General features: G+C 35.5%; 19 protein-coding genes and 1 pseudogene. 1 reads left to right on the top strand and 19 read right to left on the bottom strand.

What is annotated here, in order from left to right:
• Positions 1–16: 16 nt before the first annotated feature.
• The 7 genes from LDK53_RS19690 to LDK53_RS19660 all read right to left on the bottom strand — a co-directional run bounded on the left by LDK53_RS19690 (position 17) and on the right by LDK53_RS19660 (position 3,181).
• Positions 17–310, bottom strand: a complete 294-nt coding sequence (locus LDK53_RS19690) for a YciI family protein (RefSeq protein ID WP_023292207.1) — start codon at positions 308–310, stop codon at positions 17–19.
• Between the two features lie 99 nt (positions 311–409).
• Positions 410–775, bottom strand: a complete 366-nt coding sequence (locus LDK53_RS19685; protein WP_225287868.1) for a hypothetical protein — start codon at positions 773–775, stop codon at positions 410–412.
• A gap of 16 nt (positions 776–791) precedes the next feature.
• Positions 792–1,172, bottom strand: coding sequence for a hypothetical protein (locus LDK53_RS19680; protein WP_225287867.1), 381 nt, complete (start codon positions 1,170–1,172; stop codon positions 792–794).
• A 79-nt stretch (positions 1,173–1,251) separates the two neighbouring features.
• Positions 1,252–1,728, bottom strand: a complete 477-nt coding sequence (locus LDK53_RS19675) for a hypothetical protein (RefSeq protein ID WP_225287866.1) — start codon at positions 1,726–1,728, stop codon at positions 1,252–1,254.
• Between the two features lie 26 nt (positions 1,729–1,754).
• Positions 1,755–2,237 (bottom strand): hypothetical protein, encoded by a 483-nt coding sequence (locus tag LDK53_RS19670; protein WP_225287865.1) that lies wholly within the window; start codon positions 2,235–2,237, stop codon positions 1,755–1,757.
• Positions 2,238–2,379: 142 nt separating this feature from the next.
• The gene (locus LDK53_RS19665; protein WP_024907057.1) at positions 2,380–2,625 is read right to left on the bottom strand and encodes a hypothetical protein; all 246 of its coding nucleotides are present in this window, start codon (positions 2,623–2,625) and stop codon (positions 2,380–2,382) included.
• A 151-nt stretch (positions 2,626–2,776) separates the two neighbouring features.
• A complete protein-coding gene (locus LDK53_RS19660; protein ID WP_225287864.1) occupies positions 2,777–3,181 on the bottom strand; it encodes a hypothetical protein in 405 nt (134 codons plus the stop codon).
• A gap of 60 nt (positions 3,182–3,241) precedes the next feature.
• Here LDK53_RS19660 and LDK53_RS19655 point away from each other — a divergent pair, with 60 nt between their 5' ends.
• The gene (locus tag LDK53_RS19655) at positions 3,242–3,565 is read left to right on the top strand and encodes a hypothetical protein (RefSeq protein ID WP_225287863.1); all 324 of its coding nucleotides are present in this window, start codon (positions 3,242–3,244) and stop codon (positions 3,563–3,565) included.
• Between the two features lie 27 nt (positions 3,566–3,592).
• Here the strand turns inward: LDK53_RS19655 and comJ are convergent, their stop codons facing one another.
• The 12 genes and pseudogenes from comJ to LDK53_RS19595 form a co-directional block, all read right to left on the bottom strand.
• Positions 3,593–4,075, bottom strand: coding sequence for a competence protein ComJ (gene comJ, locus LDK53_RS19650; RefSeq protein WP_095451143.1), 483 nt, complete (start codon positions 4,073–4,075; stop codon positions 3,593–3,595).
• Positions 4,076–4,706: 631 nt separating this feature from the next.
• Positions 4,707–4,943 carry a hypothetical protein gene (locus tag LDK53_RS19645; RefSeq protein WP_225287862.1) on the bottom strand — a complete coding sequence of 79 codons (237 nt, stop codon included), beginning with the start codon at positions 4,941–4,943 and terminating at the stop codon, positions 4,707–4,709.
• A gap of 147 nt (positions 4,944–5,090) precedes the next feature.
• On the bottom strand, positions 5,091–5,573 hold the full coding sequence (locus tag LDK53_RS19640; RefSeq protein ID WP_045286251.1) for an SMI1/KNR4 family protein: 483 nt from the start codon (positions 5,571–5,573) through the stop codon (positions 5,091–5,093).
• A 165-nt stretch (positions 5,574–5,738) separates the two neighbouring features.
• A complete protein-coding gene (locus LDK53_RS19635; protein WP_225287861.1) occupies positions 5,739–6,230 on the bottom strand; it encodes a hypothetical protein in 492 nt (163 codons plus the stop codon).
• A gap of 124 nt (positions 6,231–6,354) precedes the next feature.
• Positions 6,355–6,627 carry a hypothetical protein gene (locus LDK53_RS19630; RefSeq protein ID WP_225287860.1) on the bottom strand — a complete coding sequence of 91 codons (273 nt, stop codon included), beginning with the start codon at positions 6,625–6,627 and terminating at the stop codon, positions 6,355–6,357.
• Between the two features lie 285 nt (positions 6,628–6,912).
• Positions 6,913–7,269: an SMI1/KNR4 family protein gene (locus tag LDK53_RS19625; RefSeq protein WP_225287859.1), complete on the bottom strand. Its 357-nt coding sequence runs from the start codon at positions 7,267–7,269 to the stop codon at positions 6,913–6,915.
• 225 nt (positions 7,270–7,494) lie between these two features.
• Positions 7,495–7,851, bottom strand: coding sequence for a hypothetical protein (locus LDK53_RS19620; protein ID WP_225287858.1), 357 nt, complete (start codon positions 7,849–7,851; stop codon positions 7,495–7,497).
• 435 nt (positions 7,852–8,286) lie between these two features.
• On the bottom strand, positions 8,287–8,730 hold the full coding sequence (locus LDK53_RS19615; RefSeq protein WP_225287869.1) for a DUF6386 family protein: 444 nt from the start codon (positions 8,728–8,730) through the stop codon (positions 8,287–8,289).
• Between the two features lie 92 nt (positions 8,731–8,822).
• A complete protein-coding gene (locus LDK53_RS19610; protein WP_225287857.1) occupies positions 8,823–9,293 on the bottom strand; it encodes a hypothetical protein in 471 nt (156 codons plus the stop codon).
• A 137-nt stretch (positions 9,294–9,430) separates the two neighbouring features.
• Entirely contained in the window at positions 9,431–9,949 is a 519-nt protein-coding gene (locus LDK53_RS19605; RefSeq protein ID WP_225287856.1) for a hypothetical protein, read from the bottom strand.
• Positions 9,950–10,481: 532 nt separating this feature from the next.
• Positions 10,482–11,483 carry a hypothetical protein gene (locus LDK53_RS19600; protein ID WP_225287855.1) on the bottom strand — a complete coding sequence of 334 codons (1,002 nt, stop codon included), beginning with the start codon at positions 11,481–11,483 and terminating at the stop codon, positions 10,482–10,484.
• Positions 11,483–11,784: pseudogene (locus LDK53_RS19595) on the bottom strand (hypothetical protein); the annotation flags it as partial. The pseudogene LDK53_RS19595 and the gene LDK53_RS19600, both read right to left, overlap by 1 nt.

Genomic DNA, 11,784 nt, shown 5'->3' with positions numbered 1-11,784 from the left:
TTTTTTTATTGCGGGGTCAAAACACATTGTCTAAGAGTTCTGTTTTCATGCTGGGTTCAAAAGGAATGATTTCAGCCGTCGCGAGCTTTAACCTTTGAAAAGGATCCTCGCGTAATCGCTCTTCAAGAGAGGCAAGACTCTCACATTTCGCGAGAATGACCCCACCGATTCTCGGCACCCGTCTCCCGGATGCGAGGAAAATTCCCTCTGCATACCCTTTTTTTAGCCACTCGACATGCGCAGGTATTGCTGCGTCAATCTCTTCGAGTGGTTTGATATAGGTTAAAATGACAATATAAACCGTGCTCATCCTTTGCCTCTCAGCTGTGTTTTTAGCCGTTTGTTGGAATTGCTTATGCAGTTCCTCTGTTGCCATCGGGTATCGTTATCATTTTGGGCACATTTGATCTTAATATGCAGGGCCCGATCGAGACAACGCGTTATTCTTCATACTCCACGAATAGAACCAGTCATGCCAGCCGTTTTGCTTTACCACATAGCTACAGGCCACAATTACTTCCTTTGACTGGTTGAAAGTTAAGTAATAGAAAATAGCGCCTTCAGGAGGTGCAGACCAAAATAGTTTTTCGCCCTGAGCACTGAAGATGGTCAAAATAGTTGGTAATGGCTTTGGTTCGCTTAACGCAAAGACTAACTGGCGTGTTGAGTCGACCATTGCAGAGTCTAAAAATGGCATCCTAACCCGTATGTTACGTTCACCACACGCCCACTGAAGCAGGTCATTTTCTACAATACAAATGAGATTTTCAATCATCGGTAAACCTCAACTTTTAAAGTTTGATCTGTTTCAAATCACCTTCAAAAAGCCCCACAAGATATACCCGGTATCGTGCTGGCTGCACTTCTTTATACGTTAATACAGTAGAAAATTCCTTTACACACTTTGAACAAGTGTTTTTCGAAACATATAATTGGCTTTCATCGTAGATATACTTCTTATGTTCACTAACAAACTTCACACCTCTCATTTTCTTAACCAAATAGTCTTTCACCTCTTCAGAGAGCGAGTCAAATTCATATGAGTTTACGATAGAATAGATTATTACTCCCTCGCATTCAGGGCATGCTATTTCTGCGCCAGAATCTAAAAAGTCATTATCTATGCCATCCAGGACTAGTACCTTCTTTTTCAGTCGATTAGTTATTTTCATTTTCTATAACCTTTTAATTTCATTAATAAATAAGATGAGAACCGAATGAGGGATTTTATTAATCAATAATGTCATTCAGTCAAACATTCCATTCGATATAAATTCCACAGTCGAAGCTTTTTTCATTAGGCTGTACAATAATGCTTCCCCACTCATGATGCCACTGAGTTCCGTATGGAGGCGTACTAATTTTAAGTTTAGGGTGTGAGGTTATTTCACTCTCAACCCATGCTGTCAAGCGCTGTTCTTCTTCAGATAAATTACGCAAATTGGCTCTTTTATCCCAATCCCATAAAGTTTTATAAAAATTTCCATTCTTACTGGTAAGGAATATGGAAGGAGAAAAAGAAAACACAGAAGGCCTCAGTTCTAATATGAAAGTTTGATCTTTCCAATCGATATTATCAATAGAGAAATAATAAGAGCCTATTGTATTCAACGGAGAGAATAACATGTAAAATTCGGAGTTTTTAAAAGTCTCAACATCCTTTAACTCGAGGGGGTAATTGTTAATAGCCACAAAGCCACTATTAACATCAAAATTCATTTCTAACATATCTAAACCACCTTGTCTGGAAGTGACTACATTATATTCCAGATTAAATATATCCCGTGATTAAATGATTTTATCTCATATGAGACAGAAACCCGCCCCCATTCAAAGCGCCACCTAATCATGTCTGTTTCCGTGGTATCAGGCGTGTCCAGATTGAGTGATTCTTTTAGCCAATCAGATAAGCTTTTCACTGATTCATTTAGCATGTGAATATTAGCTCGCGCATTCCAGTCATTTAATGCGTTATAATACTGACTGTTTTTATCAACAAGATGAAGCATAAAAGGAAAACCATAGCACAACGGGCGTATAGTAACTTGAAATTCTTTGTCGAAAAACGCTACTAAGTCAACAAGGTAGTGATTCGGCATGGTTTTATTTACAGCTTTTCGCTTGATTAATTCGTGGTATAATCCACTCTTACAAAAGCCTTCTTCAGTATCAATCCCCAAAGGCAGATCATCAAATTTCAGCTCACCGGTAATCGGATTTAAATTTAATTCAATCATGTTCCCCTGCTTTACTTTTGACTGTCTAAGAAGATCTTAATGATATTCGACTTAACATGATAACAACCATATGACGAGAATTTTCCGTGTAAAATCACATTTATTATAACATTTGCAATAACATCCGCATAGCAATAAAGTCTTATTGCCAATGGTGCAATAAGTCAATCCACATTTCTTTTTCCCCAGCGATAACTTTTATGCCATCTTTATTTTGTTTTACATACTGCATGTATGTTTCATAAATAGCTCTTATCATCACCGTTTTTTCTGAGCGAGATCCTTCAATCAAAGTCATGATTTTTTCTAAATAAATTGATGAATTCACTCTTTCGTTGAAAAAAACAATGAGGTAATCGAGTACTTCGTTATATGAATCGTAATTCATGACAGGCTTCTCTGAGCTCTTATTCCGATTAATTTTAGCACATCCAATTTCTGGTATGCACCTAAAACTGTATTTCCATTTAACAAAGGAGTCATGTATGCAAGCGCATGGAGATTCTGGTTGGTTTGTACACCAGTTTAAGCAATAAAAACTAATCATTTTCTATGTCAGGAGGAGGAGTCATAATGCCAAGAACATCTCGCCCAAATCGAATTTCTTCGTTGGTTTTCTTTTTTAATTTAAGGATTATAACACCCAGTAGAGTATTGTTTTTATCTGAATAAATTTTAAAGGAAAAGGACTTAGTTCGGATATTAATTACTAAGACAGTTTTTTCATCATAGTTTTCAAGAGCAATAATTAATTCATCAAGACCTTCTACCTTCAACCCTGTAAGTTTTGTATTATTTTTATGCGCTTTCATTATTCGCAACTCATCTTGAGTATTGTTTATAAATGATGCACATTGAAGATTATTCTTTTTATTTAGACAAGAACTATATTCATCCGGTATTTTTTCTCGCGCATACTCAATAAGGTCATCATCATTTATCATGGTAAATTCGCCTCAACGTAGCCTCTTAGAAGTCCTTTCAGAAGGATTTCATGTTCCTTCATGCGTCAAAAGAAGACTCCCACGACCACGAATCACCTTGTAAAGGCGTCCATTGAAAGTGCAGTGTCTATATCTGTTCCACGCGACCGCGCTGTCATCTCTCTTCATTTCTGTACCTCAGAATATTCGGCCAGTTCAAAAAATACCGAAACTGATTGTCGTGCAACCCTGCCGGTGCATCATCACCGTCAATACGCGGCAATGAGCGATCGAGACGGTAGAATTCATAGCGTGCGCTCAACAGCCCTGCGTGCGAAAGGGGAAAATTGCATCGTTAAAGATGGCGACATAATGATCGCCTTCTTTATGTCTGATTCTTTATAAATTAATTTTCTTTGGCTAGTTTTAAATCTAAAAAATACCTTCTTTAAGAGGATGGTTTTTTATTCCACCCCAGGGATCGTCTAGCAAAAACTTAGCTGCAACAGTTTCTTTTGTCGGTACGAGCGTGAAATTATAATAAATTTCATCTCCTTCACAAACTTCATAAAACAGTGAATAAGTTTTATCATTTAATCCTAAGCTTAAATCAAATTTTTCAGTTGCTGAAGCGACTTGTAATTTATGTTGTTCCGTAACAAAAAATGGCACAACGATGCAGCGCTGAGAATTCTCATCTAATTTAAAAGATAGTTCTACTTTGATATTCACGTTTGCGCCAAATGCATCTTCTGGCAGTGGATCAAATATTACATAATCCTTATGAAGTACAGCACCTTGTGAAATATTTCCTTTCCCCCACTGACTCAGTTTCTCATCATAGTCTCGGGATCGTAACAATATTTGACTATGCGAAATCAGTAGATTAACTATTTGTATGTTTTTATTGTTCATTACCTTACCTCGATTTTTATTCTCGTTACACCTGACTTCTCTGATAAAAACGTTACCAATATTACACCCTGCACCACAGTTACTGCTCTTTGATATCCGTCATCTCTTGCCAGTTTTGCTTATAAAAATTTATTGCCATATATTGAACAACTGCCTCCATATCTCCTGTTCCTCATGAGCAAGGACTCTATAATCTTGAGTCTTTCGTCTATATACCATAAAGCATAAGTCTATGGCTCGAATAGACACCGTTTTTTCTTTTCGACAGCCCTCTAAAATAGATTGCATATCCTGGAGGCAATTATAATCAAGAATATATTTTTGAAAAAACAACTCCAGAAAATCCAATACTTCATTATGAGATTGCAAATTTATCATAGTTCCTCAGGGAAAATATCAATCATGTTGTAATTAATAACTCTATTTTCAGCATGCAACTGTTGAACACTACCCTTGTCGAATTCAGGGTATGAACTGTGAAGCTACAGACAACATTTACTTCCTTTGACTTATTCAATTTTAAGTAAAAAAAACGCCGTCAGCCGGAAAAACAAAAGTATTTTTTCTTCCTGTACTTTGAAAATTATCAAAATGGTTGATTAGTGCTCTCCAGGATTTATTTTATGAGGGATTATCTTTCCTCTATATGGTATGTATTTCTATTACTCCAGTAAATAATTTTATATTTACCAAATTTGATGTTTTGTTCTTTATAATACTCTATTACTTCAGATGGATACCAACCATGTCCAAATAAAAAAAGAGCTCCTTCTTCAACTAACAGTCTTATTATTTTTTGTTTATTCTGTTCGTCAATTACAGGTATAACCATAAACTCATCTTTTAATGAAAAACCTATCGCCTGCATTTTTTAATTAAACCACTTCCCAAAACACGTATTTTTATACTAGTCCCAGCCACATCAATAACAACAATTGAATTATCTGGCATCTTATTCAATTTACATTTACCCTTATTAGTTGTAGCGAATATATTGCTAACATTCAATGGCTTCTTAAGAAAGATCTTCTTCTGTTACCAATCCATTAACAAAGTTGGAAAACGAATTTGTCAGATATCTTTGAAGTTTTATGTGATTCTCTTGCATAGTCAAATACTCATCAAAAGAATCTGTAGCAAAGTATACAATTGAATAATTATCTAAATCCAGACAGAAGAAATTCCCTCCCCAATCATTTGCGAAGGGAAAAAGGTTTTTTGGGATCACTTGCCTATCCAACATGCTGATATAGCAACCATCAATTAAAGATCTTGGGTCATCATTTGTCTGACTATTATAAATAAACGGTTTAAACCCAGCCACCTCTACTGGTTCAAAATCTTCATCATCGGCCCACCAACTTTTCTCAGGAGTGCCACCATTAAATTGCAGATAATGTGAAATGAAATCATCAGGAAGAATAATAGATAATTCTTCTTCATTTTTAGCAATATCTGCACGTCCAATCTTTTTTTCACAGTTACTGAAATGATTCATATATTATTTGGCCAGATGATCAAAAAAATCGCGAATTTATTTAAGGTGTTATATACCAACAAACCAGATAGAGTAATATTTAGTTCTTTTTGGGCTCATAATCTGCCTACAGTTTTTCTCCACAGAGTTCAACGTAATCCCCCCAATGCGGCACCCCATCCCCAATTAAAGCTTAATGCTATTCCATTTACAGTAGTCCTTCCAGGATTTATCATCTCTGAAACTGGAACGATAATTGCAAAAAATAGTGCCTGAACAATTCCAATAGTCATATGACGCATCAATATGCCCCCATGAACCATAAATTGGAAGGTTGATATTAGTTTTTTCTTTAAACCAATCCCTTAGCCTTTTTGTAACCTTTCCCTCTGGTTTCTTTTGCTCCCCATCGATTAACTTTGCAGGAGCAAAACTCCAACTACCAATAATAGCATTTATATCATTACACTGAACAAAATTAACAATTAAATAGATATCACCCTGTTTGTTTCCTTTTATGTCAAAAATAGTCCTATAAGATACAGTTTTATCCCCTTTGTCTGGCCAAGGCTCCCAATTTAAACGATTACTCTCCATTATTTCTTTTTTTGTTATAAAGGGCGTGAGCACCAGAGTTTTGGGAAAGCAAAACTCGCCAGTAATATTATCCACATACATAGGCATCTCCAATTGTCTCCCAATATTAAAGACTAATATACTAGATAAAGAAAAGATATTTTAATTTGTTGGAAAAATCATGGCCGATTCCATTTTTAAATCAAGTCGGATCTTATGCAAGTATTTAGCTATTATTGTGCATTCTAATTTTAATTTCAATTGCGTTATTTACAATATTGTCTAATAGTTGAGTTTCCCTGTGGGAGAAGTTAGCGTATTGAGACATTGACATGCAAGTTGATAGTGTTTCAAGCTCTTCACCAGAAATTGTATATCCTGACTTTATTATCATATCATAGTGAGTTTGAAAAAATGCGGCAGACTCATTATTTCCATTTACGGATAGTTCTAAAATCATTTGTTGAAGTGCATATGCTAAATTATTTAATCTAGTCATTAGGAGCTCGCAAAGTCTTATTAACCTATATTTTGAGTAAAGAAAGATATTTTATGTTGTTAATTCAATATCCTCGCTAACGCTCTTCCCACCCCAGGTTATTGCGGCAATCGTAATCCAGGCAGAGAGACCAGCGGTGGAGCGCGGGTGTGGAATGGGAAGATTATATCATTAAAAATTGCGATGTGATAAACTACTTTTCAATATTTGATTTGTTTTGAAAAAAATTCACGATTTGACGTGGATTTTTCAATGTTCTGAACGAGATGATTAATAAATCAGACATTATAGCCTAAATATGCTATTACTTTTTTTATCCATGTCCAGACTTCCTAACGCTCCAAGATCTAAAGAATAAATCTCATCAGTACCTTTACGCAAATTCAAAAAGTATCCCAAATCACCATCTTGACCAATCAATAAAACGTCAGGCTCCACCGATTGAATTGTGTATGTATTATTTCTTTCAAGCAAGTCAAAACAATTGAAAACATAAAGCTGGCCACCATTTGCTCGTTGAATTTCATAAGAGTAGCTATCTTTGACGTTCTCAATCATAAAGCGCTTATATTCAGAAGGTAAAGACGTGTGTATAATATTTTCAACTTCATTTAACTGATCAATTAAATCTTGCTTTTCCATATCGGCTTACCTATAAATGAATAAATCCTATATTAAGATAAATATTATCTCCATTAGGTTCGCATTTATTGATGAATTAGTTGTAATTATTAATAAGGGCAATTATTGTTTCTTTCCTGAAACTAACCAGCCATTAATTGCATAATAAAAAATGGAATAAAAAACCCATTTTTTCTTATCAATGTTCTATATATTCAGCGCAATGGTTAAAGATTGATAGAATCTTTATTTATAAACGACAAGATCTTCAGATCTTGAAATTAATTCATCTTGTAAGGAGCCTTGTATTTCATCGCCGTCATATTCAAGTTTAAAATCCCCATCAATATTTGGAGGGAAACGTGAACCATCGATTGTTCCGAGAACAGTAGAAGTTGTATCTACAATGACCAACCTAAGGAAATTGAAAATTTTCTCCTGTTCTTCTGTGGATAGTTTATGAATTACACTTCTTGCCCGCGAATAAGGATCTTCATCACCATTTGACTTGGATAAATCAGATAGATTATCAATATAATAATTTAGCGTATCGCCTAAAAGCTCGGCAAGTAATGATCTCACAACTAACTCATCTTTATTCACATTATCTCCTACATTTTTGCCCCGCTTGATGAGCATCAAGTCCTGTGTTACCTCGCAAAACTATATCTCTCAAATCAGTGTAGACGTAGGTCAGCGGCACGTCTCCATGCAGTTCCTTCAGCAGGCTGAACCCTTCCCGGACAAACCAGGTGGTCACCAGCTTACCGGCGGGCTGTCCGCCCAGCACCTGGCGGCTCGTTGGCGGGTAAAACGTCCCGGCGATGCAGAAGCCCGAGGAGGTTGTACTCGCTGCGGGTGGTCAGCAACTACGGGGGCTATCCTGAGGTTGGGGTTATTCGTCACGAGTATAATGACCGATTATGGAGGTTAAGAGTAAGCAAAGTGCAAAAAAGCAAGCAAGGTGCGTGCAGAAGGAAAAAGAAAATTGTTAAAAATGGCTATGTGATGAACTACTTGTATTATTCTTTTTTTTATTCAAAGATAAACTCCCTCTTCTAATGAGTTTTCAGTAATCGTTGCTTTTGCAAAGGAAATTAGAACATTTAAATCTTGCTTTTTATATTTAACTTCGTAACTACCAGGTTCTAAAGTAATAAACTCACCTGAAATGGCATCTGAGTCGTCAGGCTCAAGATCTCCGCCAGTGACATCTTCTCCCGCCCCAATGAAAACCTTTCCAGAAGGTACGTTTAGAAATAGCGACCCGGTACATTCATCAACATCTCTTTTAATATGGACTTTATAGGTTCCATCATCTCCAAGGTTGAGAAATAACACATTACCTTTATTTATTTCTTCAACTTCATCTTCTGGAAGGCTCCACCAATCTACATCATCGTTAAGTCTATGTTTTAGTGACATTAAATCATAAATCACAATTGTTGCTGTATTTGTTTGGAAATGTATTATTGCATGCATAATTTTCAATACTTAATCTTTTATGAAATAATTAAAAACACTATTATGTCAAGTTATAATCTGTCGTATCAATCCCAACTCACATTTCAGCGTTATATTTTTTGAGGATTCCAGTCAGAGTAATCAGCTACACGGATTTCATTAAGAACGAGATCCAGTGGAACATGTGCAATGCTATCTGCGATTTCATCATAAGGCGCTGGCAACTCAAATGAAAAACCAAAGTCGTCATTTATAATAATGAAACCATTAAAAATGCGTTGTTTATTAGTCAAGTCGATTACTTGCCTCATCGTTTGACCTGTTTGTAATATGTTATTATACCTCCCCTTATAGCTTACATTACAACCAATCGAAATGATCGTTCCATCTTCAAGGGTAGCGATTGTGATAGTGTCATCTACAATATACGCAAGCCTTTTCTCATCATCAGGCAAATAATAATCAAAGTAATTTACCTTAAACCCGGTATATAACTCATTCATATATTTACTTATATTTTCACCCAAAAAAACGTTACCTAGCGCTCTCCCTGATAAAATATCAGCATTAAAATTAATCATTTACACCCATCCATTCGGAAGAAGAATTAAATTATAGTAAATTCCATCTCCTTCACAATTCAGCACAATGGTTAAAGATTAACATGATGCATCTACCATTGCACACTCAAAAAAAATGGTATGTTGGAAATATATTTTTACCCTTTAGAGATTACAATGCTCCTATGATCTGTCTCATTTTTTATCCAAAACATTTCATCTTGAGGTAACGATCCATCACTGCAGAAATCTACAAGTTCACCTTGCCAATCATCAGGAACATATTTGTGATAATGCATACTTTCGACATATTGGGAATATAGTCTTTTATTATCAAAGTCTATAAACAAATCTGGCATTAGATCATATATATCCCACCAGGTGGTTTTTTGCGAAAGCCTATTATAAAACTCCTCAGCTATATCATCCTTATTATATAAATAAGCATCTTTAATTAAACCATCAATGAATATCTTTGCGTTTTCTTCATTTACAACTGGTATGTTATATCTTTCCTTATGGATATCCTGTAGGTTTATTTCCATCCCACTTTTCACAAAATCTTCTACCCATTTTGCTCTGTCTAAAACCCACATTTCTTTAAAGGCCACGAACCAATAAAATCTTCCTTCGTTCTTTATTATCACAAGGAGTTCTTCATCTTTATTAATATTCATATAATAACCTATTTTACACACCCCGAGACTGGAATCGCTACTTCTTCAAGCCATTCTGCCCATATTGGTGGTAATTCATACGATCTAACTGGCGTTGTCGGATCCACACACTTAGGAGTTAATCCCCGTTGATGTAACGGATTAGTACGATAACCAACCAGAGGTATTATACTTTCTTCTTTTAAATCCGCCATCCGCTTAGGGACTTTAAAGGAGAAGACATTTGCCTCGCTCATGTAGATATTTTTAAAAGTTACAAAATGACCCTTTTACCACATGAATTATCCGTAATACTTGGCGGAAATAACAAATTATTTTTTCCAATAAAGTATCCTCTGGTTAAGAAAATAATCCGCACGATTAATAGAGGCATCCGCCAAGGCACGGTATGAGAGATACCAAGTTTTCAACTTACAACGAGCAAACCGTAAATCTATTGTCCTGCCATAGTTTTGCCTTTAAGAATTGAGTGCTCTACAGCGGTTTGAAAATCCAAACCTAATGCCCCCGACAGTGATCTAACATTAATGCCTTAAATCGAATATATTAAATTAAAACGCATTCGACCTTCATTTTTTTCAAGGCTGATGTCATATTCATTGCCAACCACCTTAAATATCTCGTCTTCATTCACAAAAAAACCTCTGTACACTATTGAGGAAATTATTTGTCTAAACATATCTGAAGAAACATGTCTTCTTAAACTTTTGAGATCAGCCAAATTATTTCTAACAATATAATACGAATAGTTCATTAGAATGAAATTTGATATTAGTAAATTCTTCGTGGATTGATACTTGTCAAAACACTGTTCCAAGGCTCTATAAATTGTTTTTTTAGATTTCTCATAAGTATTAATAAAACTATCAGGATGGCAAAGGTAGCAGTTTTTATCATTAAAAGACAGGTGATTTCTATCGTTGTTCGCAACAAACAAAAAATTCAGCACTGATGATTGATAATGTTTTATAGACTTAATATCTTCAAAGTTTTTCCTTTTTTCAAATTGTACATAAAATTGCTCAAGCAAAGACAATATTGAGACATTACCATGCTGAGAAGTATTTATACAAATCCCATCTTTAGTAATGCATAGCAAATTATAAGAGTCATCATCCATGCCCATTTCAAAACACAAAAATCTTAAAAAAAAGATTTTTGCTTTTATAGCGTAATCTTCTTCGTTATCTTTTAAAGAAAACAGTTGATAGATATAAAACAAGATAAAGATATCTTTATCTATACGCTGTCGGTTATCTATTTGAAATAAATAACCTAATCGAGAAAGGAAAACTTCAAATGCATACTTACCATCTTCACTTAGGCCTAACTTGTTTAACGCACGCTGAAACATAACTTTAGGAAAGCAAGTTTGCCAACGACTCAACTCTACATGCTTCCCATTTTCTTTTTTAAAACAAACGGGGAATAGGTCCGGTTCATCCTGAACATAGATATATTTTCCAAAACTTTCAATCTCTGCTCTCGCATTAGTGAAGTGTTCAATTTTATGTATAAACATTTCAAAAATCATTACGTAATCCTCTTACCACATTTCTTCCAATTACCTTTAGCATCTTTCTTTTCAATCTGGAATGAAGTGATTTTATCATTAAAACGAGAAAGGATATTTTTATCCAGGGTTAAATCCTGGTCGGCTATCATGATTAACCCATATGGCTTTATCACCACGATTATTTGGGACCAATCCGCCTTTACCACCGCGCTCAGAAGCTGATGCAATCGCTTCATCTTTACTCGGGCGCGTTTTGCTGATGCGGGGTCCGAGCGGGTCGTAGCGGAAGCTGACCTGCGTCTGCGGCCTGTTGCGATCC

The organism is Enterobacter sp. K16B (assembly GCF_020216105.1).
Lineage (GTDB): Bacteria > Pseudomonadota > Gammaproteobacteria > Enterobacterales > Enterobacteriaceae > Enterobacter > Enterobacter sichuanensis.
Note: the sequence above shows the minus strand (reverse complement) of the source record. Positions and strands in the feature narration are given on the sequence as shown.